Here is a 23,172-nt window from a genome sequence, read left to right as displayed (position 1 = left end):
GGCGCGGCTCGTGCTGCAGCGTTACGACGAGACGGCGGCCGGCCTCTCCACGGCGAACCGGCGTCGACTGGTCACCGCCTGAGCGACGCTGTCCCCGTCTGCGGTTACCGTCAGGTGCATGGAAGGCACCACGGGCAGCACCCACCCCCACGACCACGGCGTCGATCAGCGCTACGACGCCGCGGCCACCGCGCGCTGGGCCGCCGAGCCCGACAAACGCCCGGGCCGCACCGCCTTCCAGCGCGACCGCGCGCGTGTGCTGCACTCCGCGGCGCTCCGCCGTCTCGCCGGCAAGACCCAGGTGGTGACCCCCGGCTCGCGCAGCGCGGCCTGGGACCCGAGCCCGCGCACGCGCCTGACCCACTCCCTGGAGTGCGCCCAGGTCGGCCGTGAGCTGGGCGCCGCGCTCGGCTGCGACCCCGACCTGGTGGAGGCCGCGTGCCTCGCCCACGACATGGGCCATCCCCCCTTCGGGCACAACGGCGAGCAGGCGCTCAACGACGTGGCCAAGGACTGCGGCGGCTTCGAGGGCAACGCTCAGTCCCTGCGGCTGCTCACCCGTATCGAGCCCAAGCGCTTCGTCCACTCCTCCGACACGGGTGAGCTGGTCAGCGTCGGCCTCAACCTCACCCGCGCGGTGCTCGACGCCGCGACCAAGTACCCCTGGGCACGCGGCGGCCACCCCACCGATCCCGACTCGCCGAAGTTCGGGGTCTACGAGGACGACCTCCCCGTCTTCGACTGGGTGAGGGAAGGCGCCCCCGCCCATCGGAAGTGCTTCGAGGCGCAGGTCATGGACTGGTCGGACGACGTGGCCTACTCGGTCCACGACTTCGAGGACGGCCTCCACGCCGGGCACATCGACCCGAATGCGCTGCTGTCCGAGCACGAGCGCCAGGAGATCTGGGCGGTGGCCATCGGCCGTTACGTGTCCAAGGACACCGATCCGCACAGGCTCGCCGACGCACTCGACCGGCTCGTCGACGAGGAGTGGTGGCCGCACGGCTACGACGGCTCGGCCGTCGCCCAGGCCCGCCTCAAGGACGCGACGAGCCAGCTGATCGGCCGGTTCTGCCTGGCCGCCGAGGGCGCGACCCGGCAGGCGTACGGCACCGGCCGGCTCACGCGGTACGCCGCCGAGCTGGTCGTCCCGGACGAGGCCCACCTCGAGTGCGCGGTCCTCAAGGCGGTCGCCGACCGCTATGTCATGCAGCGCGCCGAGCAGGAGGCGCTCCGGGCCGAACAGCGCATCGTCGTCGCCGAGCTCGCCGACGCCCTGGTCACCCGCGCACCGGAGGGCCTGGACCCGCAGTTCCGCGCGCAGTACGAGGCGGCGGACGACGACCGTTCGCGCAAGCGGGTGATCGTCGACCAGATCGCCTCGCTCACGGACGCCTCGGCCCGCACGCTCCACGCCCGCCTGACATCGCCCCGAGGCTGAGTGCGCCGGCGGGTGAGCGCGTCTGCCGAGTGCGCCGGCGGCCGAGCGCGTCCGCTGAGCGCGCCGCGACCGACCGCGCGGCCGGGCCCGCCCGGTCAGGCGGTGTGCGTCGCGAGATGGCCTGAACCGACACGCCCGCCGGGACACCCCCTCTTCCCCCATCACGCTCCGTGCGGGAGGCTCGCAGAAGGCGGCGTAGCGTGCAGTGGAAGCGGAAGCCAAGAGGAGGCATCAAGTGGTCGACGCGCATCAGACATTCGTCATCGTGGGCGGGGGACTCGCCGGAGCCAAGGCTGCGGAAACCCTCCGCGCCGAGGGATTCACCGGCAGGGTCATCCTGATCGGTGACGAACTCGACCACCCGTACGAACGCCCGCCGCTCTCCAAGGGCTATCTGACCGGCAAGGAGGAGCGGGAGAGCGCCTTCGTCCACGAGCCGGCCTGGTACGCCCAGCACGACGTCGAACTGCACCTCGGCCAGCCCGTCACCTCCGTCGACCGCGAGGGCCGGTCCGTGCGCCTCGGCGACGGCACCACCGTCCGCTACGACAAGCTGCTGCTCGCCACCGGCTCCGAGCCCCGGCGCCTCGACATCCCGGGCACCGGCCTCGCGGGCGTCCACCACCTGCGCCGCCTCGCCCACGCCGACCGGCTGCGGCAGGTGCTCGCCGGCCTCGGCCGTGACAACGGCCATCTGGTGATCGCCGGAGCCGGCTGGATCGGCCTGGAGGTCGCGGCCGCCGCCCGTGGCTACGGCGCCGAGGTCACCGTCGTCGAGCCCGAGCCCACCCCGCTCCACCAGGTGATCGGCCCCGAGCTGGGCCAGATCTTCACCGACCTCCACCGGGAGCACGGCGTCCGCTTCCACTTCGGCGTCCGCCTCACCGAGATCATCGGCCAGGACGGCATGGTCCTCGCCGCCCGCACCGACGACGGCGAGGAGCACCCGGCCCACAGCGTCCTCGCCGCCATCGGCGCCGCCCCGCGCACCGGCCTCGCCGAAGCCGCCGGGCTCGCCCTCGTCGACCGTGCCCACGGCGGCGGCGTCGCCGTCGACGCCTCCCTGCGCACCTCCGACCCCGAGATCTACGCGGCCGGCGACGTCGCGGCCGTGCACCACCCGCTCCTCGACATCCGGCTCCGCGTCGAGCACTGGGCGAACGCGCTGAACGGCGGTCCCGCCGCCGCCCGCGCGATGCTCGGCCAGGAGGTCTCGTACGACCGGATCCCGTACTTCTTCTCCGACCAGTACGACCTCGGCATGGAGTACTCCGGCTGGGCGCCCCCCGGCTCGTACGACCAGGTCGTGCTCCGCGGCGACGTCGGCAAGCGGCAGTTCGTCGCCTTCTGGCTGAAGGACCGCAAGGTTCTCGCCGGAATGAACGTCAATGTGTGGGACGTCACCGAGCCCATCCAGAAACTCATCCGTTCCGGCGCGCCCGTTGATGCCGAGGCCCTCGCCGACCCGGCCACTCCGCTCAGTGCTGTCACACCGGCCCCGTAGAATCGGTGCGTGGCAGGCAGGATCAACGATGACGACGTGAAGGCGGTACGGGACGCGGTCCCGATCGACTCCGTCGTGTCCGAATACCTCCAGCTGCGCAATGCGGGCGGTGGCAACCTCAAGGGCCTGTGCCCCTTCCACGACGAGAAGTCCCCCTCCTTCCAGGTCAGTCCGAGCAAGGGTCTCTTCCACTGCTTCGGCTGCCAGGAAGGCGGGGACACCCTCACCTTCGTGATGAAGGTCGACCACCTCTCCTTCTCCGAGGCGGTCGAGCGGCTCGCCGCGAAGGCCGGCATCACGCTGCGGTACGAGGAGGGCGGGTACAACCCGAGCCACCAGCGGGGCGAACGCATCCGCCTGGTCGAGGCCCACCAGATCGCGGCCCGGTTCTACGTCGAGCAGCTGGAGACCTCCGCGGAGGCCGAGATCGGCCGGAAGTTCCTCGCCGAGCGCGGCTTCGACCAGGCGGCGGCCCAGCACTTCGGCGTCGGGTACAGCCCTGCGGGCTGGGACCACCTCACCCGCTTTCTGCGCGGGAAGGGCTTCTCCGACAAGGAGCTCATCCTGTCCGGGCTCTCCCAGGACGGCCGCCGCGGCCCCATCGACCGCTTCCGCGGACGGCTGATGTGGCCCATCCGGGACATTTCCGGCGATGTCGTCGGTTTTGGCGCCCGCAGGCTCCGCGACGACGACAACGGCCCGAAGTATCTGAACACCCCCGATACGGCGATCTACAGGAAGTCCCAGGTGCTGTACGGCATCGACCTGGCGAAGAAGGAGATCGCCAAGTCCAGCCGGGCCGTGGTCGTCGAGGGCTACACGGATGTCATGGCCTGCCATCTCGCCGGGGTGACCACGGCGATCGCGACCTGTGGCACCGCCTTCGGCACCGACCACATCAAGATCCTCCGCAGGCTGCTGATGGACAACGGCAGCGCGAAGGTGATCTTCACCTTCGACGGTGACGCGGCCGGCCAGAAGGCCGCCCTGCGCGCCTTCGAGGACGACCAGAAGTTCGCCGCCGAGACCTTCATCGCCGTCGCGCCCGACGGCATGGACCCGTGCGAGCTTCGCCTGGCCAAGGGTGACGAGGCCGTGCGGGAGCTGGCCGAGCCGCGCAACCAGCTCTTCGAGTTCGCGATCCGGCACCTCGTGAAGAACTACGACCTGGAGACCCCGGTCGGCCGGGCCGCCGCGCTCGACGAGGCCGCGCCGATCGTCGCCCGGATCAAGAACAGCGCGTCCCAGCACGAGGTCGCCGTCCAACTCGCGGGGCTCCTCGGCATCCTCGACACCCAGTTCGTGGTGAAGCGGGTCGGGCAGCTCGCGCGGTGGGCCAGGGAGCGCGGCGGCGGCCAGGGCCCGGCGCCCGCGCGCCAGGCGCCGTCGTACGACACCGCGCGCCCCGCCGCGGGTCCGAGCGGCCCCGCGCTCAACCTCCGCAGCCCCGCCCACCGCACCGAGCGCGAGCTGCTGAAGCTCGCCCTCCAGTACCCGGAGCTGGTCTCCCCGGCCTTCGACGCGTACGGGGTCGACGAGTTCACCGCACCGCCCTACGCCGCCGTGCGCCAGGCCATCGCCGACGCGGGCGGCGCGGAGCCGGGCGTGCCCGACGCGCCGTCCTACCTCGCCCGGGTCCGTGACGCGGCGCCCGACGACACGGTCCGCGCGATGATCACCGAGCTCGCCGTGGAAGCGGTCCACGGCCGCACGATCGACGAGACCTACGCCGGCGACCAGCTCGTCCAGGTCCGCCTCCGCGCGGTCGACCGCCGCATCCGCGACGTCCAGGGCACCCTCGCCCGCGTCGGCGCCCACGGGGACCCGGAGCACCACGCGGCCGTGCAGAACGAGCTGTGGGTGCTGCAGCAGTACGGACAGTCGCTGCGGAGCAGGGGCGCGGAGGCGCTCTGACTCAGCGGCCGGCGAAGGTGGGCGCGAGAGCCGCGAGCAGCCGCTCGCGGTGGGCCCCGTACTCGCCGGCGAGGTGCGGATACTCGGCGCGGAAGCCCGCCCATTCCCGCTCGCCGTCGAGATCCTCGAAGACGCTCAGCGTCACGGGGTTCTTGGCGTACCAGGCCGAGTCGTCGGTCTTGAAGATCTCCTCCAGGAGCTCGTGGCGCAGCGGGTACCGCTCGGCGAGCAGCACGGCGTCGTACATGTCCTTGCCCTGCGGATGGAAGTCCGTGAACATCCACAGCAGTTTCCAGGCGAGCGACAGCTCCGGTGTGACCGCCCACAGCAGCGATCCGGCCCCGACCTCGGTCGGCTCCGCAGGCACCGGCAGGAACTCGTTGAAGACGAAGTCCAGCTGAACCGTCCCGCGTGCGTCACCGTCCGCCGCCCACGGCAGCACCATGCGCCGGCCGGGCACCCGGTCGTACGTCCAGATGTACTCGGACTGCGCCCCGTCCGCGAAGATGCGGACGACGCCGCCGCGCTCCTGCGCCGCACCCTCGGCGGCCTCCGCGATCCCGTCGAACATGCGCTGGGTGCGGCCCTGCTCGATGCGCCAGTCCGGCGGTACCACCACGAAGTCGAGGTCGCCCGGCTCCCGCGCGGCTGTGCCGAACCAGACGTCGAGCAGCACGCTGCCGCGCAGTACCAGCGAGTCCACCCATGCCGAGCCCGAGATCGCGGCAAGCACCGAGTTCAGGGCTTCCCGGCGCGCCGTTCGCCAGGCCGCGGCCGCGTTGTCGTCGGTGAACGTCGGTTCTCCCGGCCGGAATGCTTCGCCGAAGTGCAGGAGAGCCGGATCGAAGACCTTTTCCTGCTGCATGCCCTGCCCGTTGAACGTCACGAGCGTGCGAGGAAGCTCCAGTCTGCGCCGCCGGCGCTCCGCCCCGGGCTCGTCCGGGTCTTCCGGGCCCCGCGGAATCCGGCGCCGCTCCCATGCGGTGCTCATGGCTCCACCCCCCTGGAGCCGAGCGTCCCAGATGTCCGCGCCACCCCGCACCTGGATAGGCAGCCCCGTAACCGCCCGGTCACGGACCGGACTCAAAAAGTCACCGCACGCCCCTCGTGGCAGAGATGTGTCGTACCCCACACTGGGGTGCGGTGCCTGAGTCCTCGGAGCGCGGCCGGTCCACCGGAGGTGGGCCACACACCCCCGCGGATCCGCTCATCGTGTACGGGACGGACAGCGGCCCGGCCGCCGCCCCCGTCCCGCTGCCGCCTGCCCCCGAACCGGCAGCGCTCACCCTGGAGGTCGCCACCGTGCAGACCCAGACCCAGACCCTGACAGAAGCCGATACGGTCACGACGGTTCCCCCGCAGAGCCGGGCCGCGCACCACCCCGAGAACCAACCACCACCGACGCCGGACGCCGAGGCGGTGCCGGAACTGTCCGAGGCGCCCGAGCTGCCCGAGCCGCCGCGGGGCGGGCGCGCGGAGACCGGCAGCGGGCCCTCGTCCGACCTCTTCCGGCAGTACCTCCGTGAGATCGGCCGGATTCCGCTCCTCACCGCCGTCGAGGAAGTGGAGCTCGCCCGACGCGTCGAGGCCGGCCTGTTCGCCGAGGAGAAGCTCAAGCGCACCCCGGACCTCGACTCGCAGCTCGCCGTCGACCTCGACAAGCTCGTCGTCATGGGCCGGATGGCCAAGCGCCGGCTCATCGAGGCCAACCTCCGCCTCGTCGTCTCCGTCGCCAAGCGGTACGTCGGCCGCGGGCTGACCATGCTCGACCTCGTCCAGGAGGGCAACCTCGGGCTGATCCGGGCCGTGGAGAAGTTCGACTACGCACGCGGCTACAAGTTCTCGACGTACGCGACCTGGTGGATCCGCCAGGCCATGTCGCGGGCCCTCGCCGACCAGGCCCGGACCATCCGCGTCCCGGTCCATGTCGTCGAGCTCATCAACCGCGTCGTGCGCGTCCAGCGCCGCATGCTGCAGGAGCGCGGCTACGAGCCGACCGCCGAAGAGGTCGCCGCCCAGCTCGACCTGGCGCCCGAGAGGGTCGGCGAAGTCCTGCGCCTCGCCCAGGAGCCGGTGTCGCTGCACGCGCCCGTCGGCGAGGAGGACGATGTCGCGCTCGGCGACCTCATAGAGGACGGCGACGCCGCATCGCCCGTCGAGTCCGCGGCGTTCCTGCTGCTCCGCGAGCACCTGGAAGCGGTGCTCTCCACGCTCGGCGAGCGCGAGCGCAAGGTGGTCCAGCTCCGGTACGGACTGGCCGACGGGCGGCCCCGCACCCTGGAGGAGATCGGACGGATCTTCGGCGTGACACGCGAACGCATCCGCCAGATCGAGTCCAAGACCCTCAACAAGCTGCGGGACCACGCCTTCGCCGACCAACTGCGCGGCTATCTGGACTGACCGGCCAGCGGGACTGACCGCCCATCCGGACCGGCCGTCCAGCGGGACCGGCCGTCGTCGGGGGAGTCCGTGGGCGGGGCGGTCCGCCCCTCCCGTTTCGTCCGTGCGTCGATGCTCGCACCCACGGCGACGCCGAGGGCCGTCCCGATCGCGATGCCCGCCGCCAGGTTGTCCGTCGACAGCCCGAAGGCGACTCCGAAGGACATGCCCAGCGAGATCCCCAGTCGCGTCGCCTGGCGGCCGCCCGTCCGACCGACCTCCTTGTCGCCCGCGCCCTTCCCCATGGTCCCGCCCTTCCCCATGGTCCCGGCCCTCCCCGTTGTCCCCGCTGTCCCCGTCGTTGCCTCACCGTAGCCCGTCGACCGGGCCCGGCGTTCCCGCCGGACCCGGTCTCCCGTACGCATCAGTCGACTTCGACGACCGCCTGCGCGAACTGCGCCGCGTACAGCCGTGCGTACGCGCCCTCCGCCGCCAGCAGCTCCTCGTGCGTGCCCTGTTCGACGATGGAACCGTTCTCCATCACCAGGATCACGTCGGCGTCCCGGATCGTGGAGAGCCGGTGCGCGATCACAAAGCTCGTCCGCCCGTGGGCGAGGCGCGCCATCGCCTTCTGTATCAGCACCTCGGTACGGGTGTCGACCGAGCTCGTCGCCTCGTCGAGCACCAGGATCACCGGGTCGGACAGGAACGCCCGCGCGATGGTGATGAGCTGCTTCTCGCCGGCACTGACGCCCGAGCCCTCGTCGTCGATGACGGTGTCGTAGCCGTCGGGCAGCGTGCGGATGAAGCGGTCGGCGTGCGCCGCACGCGCCGCCTCCTCGATCTGCTCCCGCGTGACCTTGCCGGACGTCCCGTACGCGATGTTCTCGGCGATCGTCCCGCCGAACAGCCAGGTGTCCTGCAGCACCATGCCGATCCCGGCCCGCAGGTCGTCCCGCGACATGGCCGCGACGTCCACCCCGTCGAGGGTGATCCGGCCGCCCGTCACCTCGTAGAACCTCATCAGCAGATTCACGAGCGTGGTCTTGCCCGCGCCCGTCGGGCCGACGATCGCGACCGTGTGACCCGGCTCGACCTTCAGGGACAGGTCCTCGATGAGCGGCTTCTCCGGGTCGTAGCGGAAGGCCACCCTCTCCAGCGCGACCGCGCCGCGCAGCTTCTCGGGACGGGCCGCGCCCGCCGGGTCGGGCCCCTGCTCGTCGGCGTCCAGCAGCTCGAAGATCCGCTCGGCCGATGCGACGCCCGACTGCACCAGGTTCGCCATCGACGCGACCTGCGTCAGAGGCATCGAGAACTGCCGGGAGTACTGGATGAAGGCCTGCACATCACCGATCGACAGCGTGCCCGAGGCGACCCGGAGCCCGCCGACCACGGCCACGAGCACATAGTTGATGTTCGAGACGAAGAACATCAGCGGCTGCATGATCCCGCTGTTGAACTGCGCCCGGAACCCGGCCTCGTAGAGCGCGTCGTTCTGCTCGGCGAAGTCGGCCGCGGACTCCTGCTGCCGTCCGAAGACCTTCACCAGCGCATGGCCGGTGTACATCTCCTCGATGTGCGCGTTGAGCCGGCCCGTCGACTGCCACTGCTGCACGAACTGCGGCTGCGAGCGCTTGCCGACCTTCGCCGCGATGAACACCGAGAGCGGCACCGTCACCAGCGCGACCAGCGCCAGCAGCGGTGAGATCCAGAACATCATCGCCAGCACACCCACGATGGTCAGCAGCGAGTTGATCAGCTGGCCCATCGACTGCTGCATGGTCTGCGAGATGTTGTCGATGTCGTTCGTCGCGCGGCTCAGCACCTCGCCGCGCTTGGCCTGGTCGAAGTACGACAGCGGCAGCCGGGACAGCTTCGTCTGGACGTCCTCACGCATCCGGTACACGGTCCGGTTGATCACCCGGATCGAGGCCCGCGTCGCGACCAGCATCAGCAGCCCCGCGGCCACGTACACCACGAGCGCCACCAGCAGGACGTTCCCGACCGCGGTGAAGTCGATGCCGTGGCCCGGCGTGAAGTCGACGCCGGACAACAAGTCCGCGAGCCCGCCGTCGCCCCGCTCGCGCAGGCCCTCGACGGCCTGGTCCTTGGTCGAGCCGTCCGGCAGCTCGCGGCCGACGACACCCGCGAAGACGAGGTCGGTCGCCCTTCCGAGGATCAGCGGCCCGACCACCGACAGGGCCACGCTCAGCACCGAGGCCGCCAGCATCACCCACAGGGTGCGGCGCTCCGGGGCGAGCTGCCGCAGCAGCCGCTTGCCCGAACCCTTGAAGTCCATGGACCGCTCGCCGGACTGGCCCATCATCATGCGTCCGCCAGGACCCGCCATCAGGCAGCCTCCGCCTCGGTCAGCTGGGAGAGCACGATCTCCCGGTATGTCTCGTTGCTCTCCATCAGCTCGTGATGGCGACCGGTGCCCACGACCCGGCCCTCGTCGAGGACCACGATCCGGTCGGCGTCACGGATGGTCGACACCCGCTGGGCGACGATCACGACGGTCGACTCGGCCGTCTCCAGCGCCAGCGCGCCGCGCAGCGCGGCGTCCGTCGCATAGTCCAGGGCCGAGAAGGAGTCGTCGAAGAGATAGATCTCCGGCCGCTGCACCAGCGTCCGCGCGATCGCGAGCCGCTGCCGCTGCCCGCCGGAGACATTGGTGCCGCCCTGCGCGATCGGCGCGTTCAGCGCGCCGTCGAGTGCGCGGACGAAGTCGGCGGCCTGGGCGACCTCGAGCGCGTGCCACAGCTCCTCGTCGGTCGCGTCGGGATTGCCGTACCGCAGATTCGTGGCGACCGTGCCGGAGAAGAGGTACGGCTTCTGCGGCACGAGCCCGACGGTCCGCGCCATGAGGGCCGGGTCCAGCTGCCGTACATCCACGCCGTCGACGAGCACCTCGCCGCCGGTCACGTCGAACAGCCGTGGGACGAGCCCGAGCAGCGTCGACTTGCCGCTGCCCGTCGACCCGATGATCGCGGTCGTCTCGCCCGGCCGGGCCACCAGCTCCACGTCCTGCAGGACGGGCTCCTCGGCACCCGGGTAGCGGAAGTGCGCTCCCCGCACGGCCAGATGGCCGTGGCGTGGCAGTTCCCGCACGGGCCTGGCCGGCGGGACGACGCTCGACCCGGTGTCCAGGACCTCCTGGATCCGCTCGGCGCACACCTCGGCGCGCGGGACCATCATGAACATGAAGGTGGCCATCATCACGGCCATGACTATCTGCATCAGATAGGCGAGGAAGGCCGTGAGCGCGCCGATCTGCATCCCGCCGCTGTCGATGCGGTGCGCACCGAACCAGACGACCGCGATGCTCGACACGTTCACGACCGTCATGACGATCGGGAACATCAGTGCCATGAGCCGGCCGGTCGACATGGAGACATCCGTCAGCTCGGTGTTCGCGCCGCGGAACCGCTCCTCCTCGTACGGGTCCTTCACGAACGCCCTGATCACGCGGTTGCCGGTGATCTGCTCCCGCAGCACCCGGTTCACCGTGTCGAGCCGCTCCTGCATGGTCCGGAACAGCGGCCGCATCTTCTTCACGATCAGCGCCACCGAGATGCCGAGCACCGGCACGACCGCGAGCAGCACCATCGACAGCGGTACGTCCAGGGCCAGCGCCAGGACGATGCCGCCGACGCACATGATCGGCGCGGAGACCATCAGCGTGAACGCCATGAGCGCCAGCATCTGGACCTGCTGGACGTCGTTGGTCGTGCGCGTGATGAGCGAGGGCGCCCCGAAATGCCCGACCTCGCGGGCCGAGAACGACTGCACGCGGTCGAAGACGGCGGCCCGCACGTCCCGGCCGAGCGCGGCCGCGGTCCTGGCTCCGTAGTGGACGGCCCCGATGTTGCAGACGACCTGGACGATGCTGACGGCGACCATCAGCGCGCCGAAGGCCAGGATGTAGCCGGTGTCGCCCCGGACGACACCGTTGTCAATGATGTCGGCGTTCAGGGTGGGCAGATAGAGGGTGGCGCTGGTCTGCAGCAGTTGCAGAGCCACCAGCAGGGCGAGGGGTTTGCGGTACGGAAGCAGGAACGTTTGGAGCAGTCTTATGAGCACGCCAAGGTCTCTCGGGTCGGCACAATCGTGGAGTCGCCCCAATCTTGCGTCACTCCACGACCCGCTGCCCAAAGGATTTCGCCAAACCCAGGTCAAGAACGCGCACCCACGAGATGACGCGCACTCCCGACGGTCGACGGCCGGGGGGTGCGCGGGCGCGGGCTCACGGCGACCCGGAGTCCTGACGACCTGGGGACCCGGCGTCCCGGAGTCCTGACGACCCGGCGTCCGTGCGTCAGGAGCCGAACGCCCCCGGATGCACCTGCTCCCGTGTCGCGACGTACTGCTGCCGCACCGCCTGGCCCACCGGCAGGTCGTCGCCCGGCTCGAAGATCTGCGCCGCAGCCCCCTGCCAGGCCGGCGGGGTGTGCGGGGCGAGCGTGCCCTGCGCCACACCGAGCGCCCAGGCCGCCTGCCGGGCCGCGCCGAGCGCCGCGTAGTCCGCGGGCTGCGGTACGACGACCTGCGCGGCGAAGATCGCCGGCGCCGCCGCCTGCACCGCGTGCAGCTCCGCGGCCTGCCCCAGCAGGAACACCCGCCGCACGTCCACGCCGCGCCGGCGCAGCACGTCCAGCGCGTCGGCGAGCCCGCACAGCATGCCCTCGAAGGCCGCGCGCGCCAGATGCTCGCGCTTCATCGACTCGCGCCGCAGCCCGGTGAGGGTGCCCGCGGTGTGCGGCAGATGCGGGGTGCGCTCGCCCTCCAGATAGGGGAGCAGTACGAGACCGGAGGCGCCCGGGGTCGACTTCATCGCGAGCGCGGACAGTTCGGTCAGGTCCTCGATGCCCAGGAGCTCGGCGGTGCCCCGCAGGGCCCGCACGGCATTGAGGGTGTGGACGACCGGCAGGTGCATGCCGGTGGCGTCCGCGTAGGAGGTGATCATTCCGGACGGGTCGGTGAGTGCCTCGTGGTGCACCGCCATCACGGAACCTGAGGCGCCGAGCGACACCACCGCGTCACCGGGCCCGAGCCCGAGCCCGAACGCGGCGGCCATGGTCTCGCCGGTGCCCGCGGAGATCAGCAGCCCTTCGGGAGTGGTTCCGGCGGCATCGGAAGGCCCCAGCACCTCGGGCAGCGCGGCCTGATGGCCGAGCGCCATCTCCACGAGGTCCGGGCGGTACGAGCCCGTACCCGCCGACCAGTACCCGGTCGCCGACGCCCCGCCCCGGTCCGTGGTCCGGCGCACGGGCCTGCCCAGCAGCTGCCACACCAGCCAGTCGTGGGGCTGCATCACCAGCACGGTGCGCTGGGCCGCCTCGGGCTCGGTCCGCGCCAGCCAGCGCAGCTTCGCGACGGGCAGCCCCGACTGCGGTACGCACCCGACGGCCTCGGCCCAGGCCTGTCGTCCGCCGAACGCCTCGATCAGATCCGCCGCCGCGACCTGCGCCCGCTTGTCGTTCCCGACGAGCGCGGCCCGCACCGGGGCCCCGGACGCGTCGAGCGGGATCAGTCCGTGCTGCTGTGCCGACACACCGATGGCCTGCACGCCCTCCAGCAGCCCGCCGGCGGCCGCCTCACCCAGCGACAGCAGCCACGCCTGTGGATCGACGTCGCTCGCCTTGGCCTCGACCGGGTGCGGTGCGTAGCCCTGGCGCAGTACGGCGCCCGTGTCCGTGTCGCAGACGACGATGCGAGTGAAGGTGGACGAACTGTCCAGCCCGGCGACTATCCCCATGCCGTTAGATTCTGCCGCACTTGGGCGCCTGCGGCGGACCGGGGACGGTCGGAGCGGCGCCGGCCCGCCGTGCGGTCCCGGACCCGGCCCGCCGCCCGGGCCTCCCGGTCCCCCTCACGTATTGGTCGTACCCCAGTCGTCCTCGACGCCGCCCTGACTCCGCTCCCGCAGGGACCGCACCCGCTCGGCCACCGAGTCGGGCACATGGTCCCCGACCTTCTCGCTCACCGCGTGGTACGCCTTCCCCGCCACCTCGCGGCTCGTCTGCGCGGCGGACTCCGCGGCGTTGCGCACGGCCGGGTTCTGCGTGAACTCCCGGGCGGACTTCTTCAGCTGCTCGTAACGCTCGCGCCCGGCCCGGGTGCCGAGCACGTAACCGACGGCCACTCCGGCGATGAACGTGATCCGGTATCGCATCGCTGCCACCCTTCGCCTGCGCCGTCCCCGACGCCGGGATCTGAGGTCACGAGGTCACAGGGGGAACCGATTGGCGGAGCACCCCCCTGCTTGCGCTAATGTATGTGTCGCAGCGAGCGAGCGCCGCCCGGGAAGCCCGGGGTAGGTACGTTCGGTGCACACGCAGCAATCCCCTGTAGCTCAATTGGCAGAGCAGCCGGCTGTTAACCGGCAGGTTACTGGTTCGAGTCCAGTCGGGGGAGCGCGATCCCCTGTAGCTCAATTGGCAGAGCATTCGGCTGTTAACCGGAGGGTTACTGGTTCGAGTCCAGTCGGGGGAGCGGCCGAGAAAGAGGACCCTACGGGGTCCTCTTTCCATGTGTTCCCCGGCTTCCGGAACCGCGCAGGCGGCAGCGCAGTCCTCATGGTCAGAGCGACGCCGACCATCCGAGGCAGGAGATCGTATGAGCGGCTATGCTGCGGCAGACGGCGCGCACAAATGTGCGCGACGCGCCGTTAGGGGCGGTAGCTCAGCCGGTTAGAGCAGCGGACTCATAATCCGTCGGCCGTGGGTTCGAGTCCCACCCGCCCCACCACAGGCCAGTGGTGAAGAAACGATCTGACCAGCATCTTTGCTGGCCGGAGGCGAGCGCAGCAGGGTCTTGGCGGCCCGTCCTGGTCATGGTGTCATGATCGTGAGGACAAATTGAGGACGCGGGTCACGCGGCGGGGCGCATTCCCTCGTCCGGACCATCGTCGTCGGCCTCCGGGCCTTTTTCCTGGGCCTTCGACTGGGTCTCGTCCCGTCCTGGGCGTGCCTTTCGGGGGCGCGGCACGACTGCGCTCGTCGACTCAGCCTCGGCCGTCATGAGCTGAGGCAGGACACTTGTGTACGTGTCCGAGGTGATCTGGCGGGGGCTGTGCCCCATCTTGGACGACCTTGATGTCTGCTTTCCCCAGCAGCGCCGGCGTTGCCGTCAGGTGCCGCGTGTCGTGCAGGCGGATCGGGGGAAGCCCGGACAGCTCAACGAGCCGCTTGAATCTCAGGCTCATCCAGTCGGGGTGAAGGGGCTCGCCGTTCTCGTGGGTCCACACCCGGTTGGTCTCGACCCACGCTTTCTCACCGGACCACTGCTGTCGCTCCCTGTCCTGGCGCATCCGCTACTGCTGCCACAGCTCGCGCGTCTGGGAGTCGAGCGTGACGGTACGCACGCTGTCCTGCTTCGGGGCCTCGTCGTACTGGCGGTAGGCGATCTCAACGATCTGCGCGGAGATGCGGAACCACGAGCCGGTCAGGCTGACCTCCGGCCAGGGCAGGGCGCACATCTCCCCGCGGCGCGGGCCGCGGAAGATGAAGGCGTGCCACATGGCGCAGAGCCGGTCGTCGTGGACGAAGTCGGGGAACTGGCCGGTCTGCTCCGGCGTCCGGACCATGACGGCACTGGGCTTCTGGCCCGTGCGCTTCCACTCTTCGACTCGCTCCGGTGTCCAGACGAGCGCCTTGGGCCGCTTGACCGCCGGCAGCTCGACCACGGCGGCCAAGTTGGTCGAGTACTCAGCCTCTTCATTCCGGCGCCCAGGAATGAGCTGAGGGTGGCGTTGATGCGGTGCATCGTCGCGGCGCTGGTGATCTTCCGCTTGCCCTTGCGGCCGTCGCGGAGCGCGGCGTTGGCGTCGAGGTAGGCACGGCGCGCGATCCGGCGCCCTGCTTACCCGCGGCGCGGACCCAGGCCGTGTGGGCGGCGTCGCGGGCTTCGTGCAACTCGATCACCTTGGCACAATGACGTTGCAGGCCCAAGGGACGCTACACACGAACGATGATCGATTGGCGTGCCCAGGGATGCTCACCGGCAACCTCGCCCGAGGCCGGTCGACCGACGAGCTGTCGGCAGAGGTCACCCATGTCGGCCGCTGCACTCTCATCTCACCGGCCTGTCCCGATCGGGCATACACCATCCGTACGATCAGGGTGCCCGGCCCCAGATGGCCCCCGCGCCGACTGCTGAGTGCGGTAACCCCGGTCATTTATGGAGCCGGTGCGGGGAGCGGAACGTTGCCCACGTTCCCACGCCGCCCGTGCGCCTTGTGTACGGATCACGCCGGGTGGAAGGCCGTCCCTGCCCTCCACCCGGCACCGGAACGCCTCCGCTCGGAGCGTGCCGGGTATACGGGGTTCAGGACGCGGGGGCCTCGATGGTGGCGGCGAGGGCGCTGAGCACCTGCCTGAGCTGCGCGACGGCTTCGGTGTCATCGGCCGGGTGGGTCTCGGCGAAGCGGGTCACTGAGCCGGGTATCGCGAGTTTGGCGTCCTCCAGGATCGTGGCGCCGGCGATACCGGCGGACTTGCGGGCGTCGTCCTGGGCCCACACGCCGCCGTACTGACCGAAGGCGGTGCCGACGACGGCAGTCGGCGAACCCGCCAGGGCGCTGGCGCCGAACGGGCGGGACAGCCAGTCGATGGCGTTCTTCAGCACGGCGGGCATGGTGCCGTTGTACTCGGGGGTGACGAGCAGGAACGCGTCGGCGCGCGCGGCGGTCTCGCGCAGGCGGGCGGCGGCGGCGGGACGCTGCTCGTCGGTGTCGATGTCCTCGTTGTAGAAGGGCACCTCGGCCAGGCCCTCGTAGAGGGTGACCTCGACGCCCTCGGGGGCGTGTTTGACGGCGGCCTCGGCGAGCTGACGGTTGTGCGAGCCGGAGCGCAGGCTGCCGACGAGGGCGAGGACGTGGACGGACATGGGTTCTCCAGACATAGACATGCCGACGGAACAGATGGGTACTGAGCGAGGTGTGGATCTTGGTCTGCGGTAGCGAGCAGCGCTACTCGCGCATGGTCAGGCCGCCGTCCACCGACAGGATCTGGCCGGTGATCCAGCTGGACTCCGCGGACAAGAGGAAGGCGATCATGGAGGCGAGGTCCTCGGGCTCACCAAGCCTCGGGAGCGCGGTTTTCTCCGACAGAGCCTCGCGGACCTCGGGGGGCGTGCCGGCGCGGACGTTCTCCGTGAGGACGACCCCGGGGGCGACGGCGTTGGCCCGGATGTTCTTTCGGCCCCACGCATGGGCGGTGTGGCGGGTGAGCGCGTGCAGGGCGATCTTGGATGAGGCGTACGCGGTGAGCCACGATTCCCGCTGCCACGCCGCCAGGGAGGAGACGTTGACGATCGAGCCACCGCCAGCGGCGACCAGCGCGGGGAGGCTCTCGCGGATCACGAGCCCGGTGCCGGTGACGTTGATGCGCATCATGTCGGCCCACACGTCGGGGTCCATGGTGTCGACGCCCTGGTCGCGGGCCATGAGGTCCGCGCTGACGGCGGCGGCGACATTGGCGACGCCGTCGAGCCGGCCGAACCGGTCAGTGGTCTGGGCGACCAGAGAGGCGATGGAATCCTCGTCCCGGAGGTCGAACTGGACCGTAAGCAGCCGATCGGCCGCTTCCGATGCCTGCTCGCAGGTCCGCGCGAGCTTTTCGGCGCTGGTACCGGCCGCGGTCACTCGGGCGCCTTCGGCCAGCAGTCGCCGCACGGTGGCCGCGCCGATGCCCGATCCGCCGCCGGTGACGATGAAGACCTTGTCCTTGAGCCCTTCCATAGCTGGGCGCATCCTTTCGGCTTGTGAGGGTGCGGCGCCGGTGCGGCAGGCGGGAACAGTGCCGGAGCGATGAGGCGGGAATACGCTCGAAGTGCCCGGCGGTTGCCGCCCTGTGCGCAGAACGACCGCTTCGACCAGTGCGTTGACGCCTGGTGCGCAGCCCACTGTGCAGGAGCGCGACAAGGGTTACAAAAGGCATGTTTATGTTCCTGAGGAACACCGGAAGGGCGTCATCCGTGAGCAACGACGAGGGCCAGGCGGCTTCCGCCGACAAGGCGCGGGCGAACGTACTGCGCCTCTCGGGCCCGTGTGCGCGCTGGGACGAGCGGGACGCGGACTTCATTCGCGAGATCCTCGACCTGGTGGGCGACAAATGGAGCATGCTGGTCATCGGCGTCCTGGCCGCCGGCGACGCCCGCTACTCGGACCTCGACACCATGATCCCCGCCATCTCCCGGCGCATGCTCACCCTCACCCTCAAGCGCCTTCAGCGCAGCGGGCTGGTCGACCGCACTGCCTACGCGGAGGTGCCACCCCGCGTCGAGTACTCCCTCACCGGCCTCGGCGCCTCCCTGCTCTCCGCCATCGAGCACCTGGCCGCCTGGAGCTCCGAGCACCACATCGAGATCCGACGCCACCAGGACACGTACGACACGAGCGCCACACACAGCACGCGACCGGCGTGAGGCGGAGTGGACCTCGCGCCACAGGGGGATTCTTCAGCGGTCGGAGGATTCGGACACGACCGCGAGACTCGCCAGCTGAGACACCAAGTGAGACGTCACGTGACGTCTCAGGTCACAGCATCGTCGTAGGCCGCGACCGATGAGATCCCACAGACGTGGTCGGGTCTCGAATTTCGTGTCGGAATCTCGGAGTTGGTGTCGGATCAGAGTCGGATGCGACAAGGATCTGAGACTCGCAGGTCGTGCCTACCACTCGTCTAGGTGAAGCCGTGAAGGTGTTGTCAGTGGCCAGTTGGATCTCCCCGCTGGTGGCCAGTTCCTGGCGAGCCAACTGGCCGTGGATCTCACCGTGCGTGGTCGCGGAGGGCTCGTTTCGCTCGCCTGAGAGACTGAGCGCACCGTGCCCCCGATGGGCTGGGGCGGGTGGGGAGGTCTGAGTGAGCGGCGACGGGATCGGGTTGCCCGGCGGGCGGGTGTCCGTCTCGGTAGACGCGACCGGTGGACGCAGCGAAAGTGTTCGCGGAGCGGTACGGGTGTGTGCTTGCTCGGTGGCATGGGCCGTGATCGCGGGCGTGGCGTCTCTGGTGGCCGGCACGGTGACCGGTTCGCTGGCCCTGCTCGCCTTCGGCTTGAGCTCTGTGATCGACGGGTCGGCCTCCACAGTCTTGCTCTGGCGCTTCAACCGTGAGCTGCGACCGACCAGCCCTGACCCGCGTGCGCTGCAGCGCGTGGAGGGGCGCGCCACCCGGGTGGTCGGCGCCGCGATGCTGGCCTCGGCGGCCTATGTTCTCGTCCAGGGCGGACGCTCGCTGCTCACCCACGCCCACCCTGAGCAGAGCGCCATGGGTGCGGCGCTTCTAGCTGCCTCTCTGGTGCTGCTCCCGCCGTTGGGTGTGATCAAGGTACGGCTGAGCAAGCGGCTCCACAGCCACGCGCTGCGCGGCGACGGCATCCTCAGCCTGGTCGGAGGCACCTTGGCCGCCACCGCGCTCTTGGGCCTGGTCGCGAACGAAGCACTGGGCTGGTGGTGGACCGACTCCGTCGCCGCGCTCCTTATCGCGCTGTTCTTGCTCCGCGAAGGTGCGCGCACGCTCAGAACACCGACAGCCAGCCCCTGACGACTTGCCGTAGAGCCACGGGCACCCGCGCCTCCCGATCACAGATTGTCACGGCGTAAATGGCCGTACGTGGGGAATTCAGACGGCCCTGCCAACATTTCCGTGAACGGGCAGATGCCTCAGTGCGTCGGTGACGCTCCGTCACCCGGGCCGCGATACTCGCTCTTGCTGGCCTGATGGCGGTACATGGGTGCTTCGGACTCCCGTCGACACCGGCCTTTCGAAGAACGTCTCCAGGGCCACCGTCGCCTGGGTGCCGCTGACGCCTTCGATCTCGTACAACCGCCGCAGTACGTCCTGGAGTTGTTCGGTCGTCCCGGTCCTGACCTTGACCAGGACCGATGCGCTGCCCGCGATGATGTGGGCCTCCTGCAGCTCGGGGATCGCCGCGAAGTACTCGCCGGCGTCGCCCATCCAGGCGGACGAGTCGACCATGACGAAGGCCAGCACGCCGCCGCCGACCGCGGCGGGGTCCACCTCGACCGCCGTACGGCGGATCACCCCCGACTCGCGCAGCTTGCGCACTCGTTCATGGGCCGCGCCCGCGGAGAGTCCGATGGCCTTGCCCAGGGCGGCATACGCCTGGGTGGCGTCCTCCTGCAGCAGGTTCAGCAGCTTCCGGTCCACATCGTCCATGACGCCCTCTCCTAAACCCGCTCCATCTAACGCCTAGCCCTACCATATGACATCCTGCCATACTCAGCTTCGGCAGGATACTGTTCAGTGCTTGGAGCACAGAACGACCGAAGGAGAACGGACATGGCCACCGGCCGCCCCGCGCCTTACGAAGTACTCGACGACAGGTTCCGTACGGAGAAGTGCGCCGCGGGTGATCTGCAACTGGAGACGCTCCACGTGGGCTCCCGCTGGGCGGAGGGGCCGCTGTACATACCTGCCTGGCGCCAGCTGATCTGGAGCGACATCCCCAATGACCGGATGCTGCGCTGGGATGAGGCGACCGGAGCGGTCAGCCTCTTCCGCTCGCCCGCGGGGCACTCCAACGGCAACACCCTGGACCGCGAGGGCCGTCTGGTCACCTGCGAGCAGGGCAATCGCCGGGTCACCCGCACCGAGCACGACGGCTCGCTCACCGTGCTCGCCGACCGCTACCAGGGCAAGCGGCTCAACAGCCCGAACGACGCGGCCGTGAAGTCCGACGGCTCGATCTGGTTCTCGGACCCGGACTTCGGGATCACCAGCGACTACGAAGGCGTGCGCGGCGAGAGCGAGATCGGCGGCAACAACGTCTACCGCATCGATCCGGCCACGGGCGAAGTGCAGCTGGTCGCCGACTGCTTCGGCGCGCCCAATGGCCTGGTTTTCTCGGCCGACGAGAGCGAGCTGTACGTCTCCGACACCCGGGCAGGCTTCATCCGGGTCTTCGACGTACGCGATGACGGCACGCTGTCGGAAGGCAAGATCTTCACCGAAGCGGGGGCTCGTAAGGAGGCTCGCTTCGACAACCTCCGCTTCGACGACCGGGGCCACCTCTGGGCCGCGGCCATGGACGACGGAGTGCACTGCTACTCCCCGGGCGGTACCCTGCTCGGCCGCATCCTGGTGCCCAACAAGGTCTCCAACATCCGCTTCGGCGGCCAGAGGCGGAACCGCCTCTTCATCACGGCGAACGACACGCTCTACTCGCTGGTCATGGGGGTTGCGGCGGCACCGATGGTGGTTTGATCCCCAACCCCACCCCTTCCCTAAAGGATCACCGTATGGAGCAGCGCGTATTGGGCAGGACGGGCCGCAAGGTGCCCGTTGTCGGGCTCGGGACTTGGCAGCTGGGAGAGGGGTGGGGTGATGTGCGCGCGGAGGACGCCTTCGCCGTGCTGGACGCGTCGGTCGCGGCGGGCGTGACATTCTTCGACACGGCGGATGAGTACGGCGACGGTCGCAGCGAGCAGCTGATCGGCGGCTACCTGCAAGAACGCCCGGATGCTGGGGTGTTCGTGGCGACGAAGATGGGGCGTCGGTCGGAGCAGCTGCCGGCCAACTACACGCTGGAGAATTTCCGCGCCTGGACGGACCGTTCCCGGGCCAACCTCGGCGTGGACACGCTGGACCTGGTGCAGCTGCACTGCCCGCCAGCGCCCGTGTACTCCTGCAACGAGGTGTTCGACGGGCTGGACACGCTGGTCGCGGAGCAGCGGATCGCGGCGTACGCGGTGAGCGTGAGGACATGCGAGGAGGCGCTGACGGCGATCGCCCGGCCAGGTACGGCGAGCGTGCAGATCGTCCTCAACCCCTTCCGGCTGAAGCCTCTGGATCAGGTGCTTCCGGCGGCCGCCGAGGCGGGGGTGGGGATCATCGCGCGGGTGCCGCTGGCGTCGGGGCTGCTGTCTGGCAAGTACACCAAGGACACGGTGTTCCAGCAGGACGACCACCGTGCCTACAACCGGCACGGCGAGGTCTTCGACCGGGGCGAGACGTTCTCGGGCGTCGACTTTGAGTCCGGCGTCGAGGCGGCGGCGGAGTTCGTGGAACTGGCACCCCAGGGCGCCACCTCGGCGCAGACCGCGCTGCGGTGGAACATCCAGCAGCCGGGCGTGACCACCGTGATCCCCGGCGCCCGCTCCCCGGAACAGGCCCGCGCGAATGCGGCGGCCGCGGAACTGCCACTGCTGTCGGGCGCGACGCTGGGGGCCGTGCGCGACCTGTACGACCGGCGCATCCGGGGGCAGGTCCACCACCGTTGGTAGCCGGGGCGAAGCCGATCATGAGGCCGTCGCTGCAGTGACACGGGATGGCCGGACAGCCAGGCGGCGGCGGTGTCGGCTTCCCGGTCTTCGAGCACGTCAACGGGCTCGCCAGTCTCACAGTTGATCAGGATGCTGCCATAGACGTGACCTCGTTTCAGGGCGAAATCATCGATGCCCAGCACGCGCGGAGTGCCGGCCACAGGATCGGGCAGGGACATGAGCAGTCGGAGCATTGTGGTGCGGCTGACCGGCGCGGGCAGCAGTTCCGCCGGCCGGGCGCCGGGTCGCCCGGCCAGGACGACGCTGATCGCCTCCAGCAGGAGGCCGAGAAGCGGCGTTCGGCGTCCGTAGCGGACGGTCAACCCTTCGACCTGCTCGGCGAAGGTGACGCGCACACAGTCTGCGTTGTCGCAGAGCAGGCGCCGGATCATCAGCTCGATACGCACCCGGCGGCCTCCGACCGCAACATCGGCCAGGCGGCGTTCGTAACCGCTGTGTCGTCGTCTCGACGGCGCACCGCAGTCCGGGCACGGCGCTGGCACGGCCGCGACCGTGCCCGCCACGATCCGTAACAGGTCGCCCTCGGGCACCACATGCTCCACCAGCACCCCGCCGAGGTGCGGCAACACCGTCTTCAGCAGCTCCTCACGCGGAGCGATTATCGCGGCCCGGGTGACGGAGCGTCACCGGCGCACAGAGGCATCTGCCCGTTCACGGAAATCTTGGCAGAGCCATTCAGACTGGCCGCTGTCAAGGTGTGCCCCCGTCGGCGTGTCGACGGGGGCACCGTGCTGTGGACGGTAATCCGGCTCCTCGCAGTTGAGGGTGTAGGGCTGGTCGGCGCGTCGGTGGCCGGGTAGGGCGACAGCCCGCATCCAGCCCGGTCGTATCGTACGAGCCGACATCCCTCGGCCAGGCGCTCGTAGAAGGCGCGCTCCTCCGACAGCTCCCAACTCAGCTCGAGATGGCTGAGCCGGCCGCTGACGTACAGCAGAGGCCGACCGGCTCCGATCGACGAGTAGGCCAGCGAGGTGCGGTCGGCCGAGGTCACCCGCCCCATGCGCTGCTGCACGCCTTTCATTATGGGCGCGCGACGCACGACCGACTCTGGCTGAGGTGCCCTCGTCAGCTGGCCGGGTCGTACTGGAACTGCCGGACCTCTTGCGAGCAGCGGCAGGCGACGGCGATCTTCGCGGCCCACTCGAGTGCCGCCTCCCGCGAGGGCAGCTCGAGAACGGTGTAGCCGCCGTTGGGCACCTTGTGGCCTGGGTACGTGCCCTCGGTGACGGTGCCGTCACCGGCCACGAGCACCGGGTCCACGTCCTCATCGATCCCGCCGCCGAAGACGTACACGCCCGCCGCCTTGGCCTCGTCGATGACGGCATGCGAGGCTTCGACCACCGCCTCGAAGTCCTCCTTGGGGAACACCATGGCCTCACCGGGGAACGAGATCAGGTACTTCGTCATTCGCGGACTCCTCTGCTCCGGCGGCGCCATCCGTCGGCTCTTCTCTGCGGCACCGCTCTGGTGCCCAGCCCGATTGTGGCTCCGGCGCCCGACATGTGGTCAAGGTAGAGCGTCGCGACCGACCCGCAGAACCTGCTTGAGCGGTGCCGTCTGAGAGCACGTTCTCAAGCGCGCGCCCGCGAAGGAGGGTCAGCCATGGATCACTTCGACACGATCGTG

Annotated in this window: 19 protein-coding genes, 3 tRNA genes and 1 pseudogene; 11 read left to right on the top strand and 12 right to left on the bottom strand. The window is 70.0% G+C overall.

Going from position 1 to position 23,172, the window contains the following annotated elements; translation table 11 throughout:
• Window positions 1-118: 118 nt before the first annotated feature.
• From ACWCP0_RS21350 to dnaG, 3 genes are all read left to right on the top strand, one after another.
• A complete protein-coding gene (locus ACWCP0_RS21350; RefSeq protein ID WP_451080375.1) occupies window positions 119-1,441 on the top strand; it encodes a deoxyguanosinetriphosphate triphosphohydrolase in 1,323 nt (440 codons plus the stop codon).
• Between the two features lie 235 nt (window positions 1,442-1,676).
• Window positions 1,677-2,945, top strand: coding sequence for an NAD(P)/FAD-dependent oxidoreductase (locus tag ACWCP0_RS21345; RefSeq protein WP_451080374.1), 1,269 nt, complete (start codon window positions 1,677-1,679; stop codon window positions 2,943-2,945).
• Between the two features lie 9 nt (window positions 2,946-2,954).
• Window positions 2,955-4,859 carry a DNA primase gene (gene dnaG, locus ACWCP0_RS21340; protein ID WP_451080373.1) on the top strand — a complete coding sequence of 635 codons (1,905 nt, stop codon included), beginning with the start codon at window positions 2,955-2,957 and terminating at the stop codon, window positions 4,857-4,859.
• Window position 4,860: 1 nt separating this feature from the next.
• Here dnaG and ACWCP0_RS21335 read toward each other — a convergent pair whose 3' ends face one another.
• On the bottom strand, window positions 4,861-5,850 hold the full coding sequence (locus ACWCP0_RS21335) for a nucleotidyl transferase AbiEii/AbiGii toxin family protein (RefSeq protein WP_451080372.1): 990 nt from the start codon (window positions 5,848-5,850) through the stop codon (window positions 4,861-4,863).
• 152 nt (window positions 5,851-6,002) lie between these two features.
• Between ACWCP0_RS21335 and ACWCP0_RS21330 the strand changes: the two genes are divergently transcribed.
• Entirely contained in the window at window positions 6,003-7,259 is a 1,257-nt protein-coding gene (locus ACWCP0_RS21330) for an RNA polymerase sigma factor (protein ID WP_451080371.1), read from the top strand.
• On the opposite strand, the gene ACWCP0_RS21325 is transcribed toward ACWCP0_RS21330, so the two are convergent.
• The 5 genes from ACWCP0_RS21325 to ACWCP0_RS21305 form a co-directional block, all read right to left on the bottom strand.
• Window positions 7,247-7,561, bottom strand: a complete 315-nt coding sequence (locus tag ACWCP0_RS21325) for a hypothetical protein (RefSeq protein WP_451080370.1) — start codon at window positions 7,559-7,561, stop codon at window positions 7,247-7,249. The two genes, ACWCP0_RS21330 and ACWCP0_RS21325, sit on opposite strands and share 13 nt — an antisense overlap.
• A gap of 101 nt (window positions 7,562-7,662) precedes the next feature.
• A complete protein-coding gene (locus tag ACWCP0_RS21320; protein ID WP_451080369.1) occupies window positions 7,663-9,588 on the bottom strand; it encodes an ABC transporter ATP-binding protein in 1,926 nt (641 codons plus the stop codon).
• The gene (locus tag ACWCP0_RS21315; protein WP_451080368.1) at window positions 9,588-11,321 is read right to left on the bottom strand and encodes an ABC transporter ATP-binding protein; all 1,734 of its coding nucleotides are present in this window, start codon (window positions 11,319-11,321) and stop codon (window positions 9,588-9,590) included. The genes ACWCP0_RS21320 and ACWCP0_RS21315 overlap by 1 nt, the downstream gene beginning before the upstream one ends.
• Before the next feature lie 235 nt (window positions 11,322-11,556).
• The gene (locus ACWCP0_RS21310) at window positions 11,557-12,996 is read right to left on the bottom strand and encodes an FGGY family carbohydrate kinase (protein ID WP_451080367.1); all 1,440 of its coding nucleotides are present in this window, start codon (window positions 12,994-12,996) and stop codon (window positions 11,557-11,559) included.
• A 114-nt stretch (window positions 12,997-13,110) separates the two neighbouring features.
• Complete coding sequence (locus ACWCP0_RS21305) at window positions 13,111-13,413, bottom strand: YtxH domain-containing protein (RefSeq protein WP_451080366.1); 303 nt, start codon at window positions 13,411-13,413, stop codon at window positions 13,111-13,113.
• 169 nt (window positions 13,414-13,582) lie between these two features.
• On the opposite strand from ACWCP0_RS21305, the gene ACWCP0_RS21300 reads away from it, so the two are divergent.
• From ACWCP0_RS21300 to ACWCP0_RS21290, 3 genes are all read left to right on the top strand, one after another.
• Window positions 13,583-13,655, top strand: a tRNA-Asn gene (locus ACWCP0_RS21300).
• A gap of 5 nt (window positions 13,656-13,660) precedes the next feature.
• Window positions 13,661-13,733 (top strand) — tRNA-Asn (locus tag ACWCP0_RS21295).
• A gap of 178 nt (window positions 13,734-13,911) precedes the next feature.
• Window positions 13,912-13,988 (top strand) — tRNA-Ile (locus tag ACWCP0_RS21290).
• 565 nt (window positions 13,989-14,553) lie between these two features.
• Here the strand turns inward: ACWCP0_RS21290 and ACWCP0_RS21285 are convergent.
• The 3 genes from ACWCP0_RS21285 to ACWCP0_RS21275 form a co-directional block, all read right to left on the bottom strand.
• A complete protein-coding gene (locus ACWCP0_RS21285; protein ID WP_451080365.1) occupies window positions 14,554-14,925 on the bottom strand; it encodes a hypothetical protein in 372 nt (123 codons plus the stop codon).
• 641 nt (window positions 14,926-15,566) lie between these two features.
• Window positions 15,567-16,127, bottom strand: coding sequence for an NADPH-dependent FMN reductase (locus tag ACWCP0_RS21280; RefSeq protein WP_451080364.1), 561 nt, complete (start codon window positions 16,125-16,127; stop codon window positions 15,567-15,569).
• An 82-nt stretch (window positions 16,128-16,209) separates the two neighbouring features.
• Window positions 16,210-16,980, bottom strand: coding sequence for an SDR family NAD(P)-dependent oxidoreductase (locus ACWCP0_RS21275; RefSeq protein ID WP_451080363.1), 771 nt, complete (start codon window positions 16,978-16,980; stop codon window positions 16,210-16,212).
• A gap of 236 nt (window positions 16,981-17,216) precedes the next feature.
• Between ACWCP0_RS21275 and ACWCP0_RS21270 the strand changes: the two genes are divergently transcribed.
• Window positions 17,217-17,666, top strand: a complete 450-nt coding sequence (locus tag ACWCP0_RS21270; protein WP_451080362.1) for a winged helix-turn-helix transcriptional regulator — start codon at window positions 17,217-17,219, stop codon at window positions 17,664-17,666.
• A gap of 548 nt (window positions 17,667-18,214) precedes the next feature.
• Entirely contained in the window at window positions 18,215-18,784 is a 570-nt protein-coding gene (locus ACWCP0_RS21265) for a cation transporter (protein WP_451080361.1), read from the top strand.
• Window positions 18,785-18,925: 141 nt separating this feature from the next.
• Here the strand turns inward: ACWCP0_RS21265 and ACWCP0_RS21260 are convergent, their stop codons facing one another.
• Window positions 18,926-19,420 (bottom strand): Lrp/AsnC family transcriptional regulator, encoded by a 495-nt coding sequence (locus ACWCP0_RS21260; RefSeq protein ID WP_451080360.1) that lies wholly within the window; start codon window positions 19,418-19,420, stop codon window positions 18,926-18,928.
• Between the two features lie 123 nt (window positions 19,421-19,543).
• On the opposite strand from ACWCP0_RS21260, the gene ACWCP0_RS21255 reads away from it, so the two are divergent.
• Entirely contained in the window at window positions 19,544-20,467 is a 924-nt protein-coding gene (locus tag ACWCP0_RS21255; protein ID WP_451080359.1) for an SMP-30/gluconolactonase/LRE family protein, read from the top strand.
• A gap of 35 nt (window positions 20,468-20,502) precedes the next feature.
• Window positions 20,503-21,486: an aldo/keto reductase gene (locus ACWCP0_RS21250; protein WP_451080358.1), complete on the top strand. Its 984-nt coding sequence runs from the start codon at window positions 20,503-20,505 to the stop codon at window positions 21,484-21,486.
• Between the two features lie 464 nt (window positions 21,487-21,950).
• Here the strand turns inward: ACWCP0_RS21250 and ACWCP0_RS21245 are convergent.
• Both ACWCP0_RS21245 and ACWCP0_RS21240 read right to left on the bottom strand, forming a co-directional pair.
• A pseudogene (locus tag ACWCP0_RS21245) lies at window positions 21,951-22,028 on the bottom strand (hypothetical protein); the annotation flags it as partial.
• Between the two features lie 583 nt (window positions 22,029-22,611).
• Window positions 22,612-22,953 carry a YciI family protein gene (locus tag ACWCP0_RS21240; protein WP_451080357.1) on the bottom strand — a complete coding sequence of 114 codons (342 nt, stop codon included), beginning with the start codon at window positions 22,951-22,953 and terminating at the stop codon, window positions 22,612-22,614.
• Window positions 22,954-23,172: the final 219 nt, after the last annotated feature.

The sequence above is a fragment of the Streptomyces sp. NPDC001970 genome (assembly GCF_053594115.1).
This window is presented reverse-complemented; position numbering and strand designations above follow the sequence as displayed.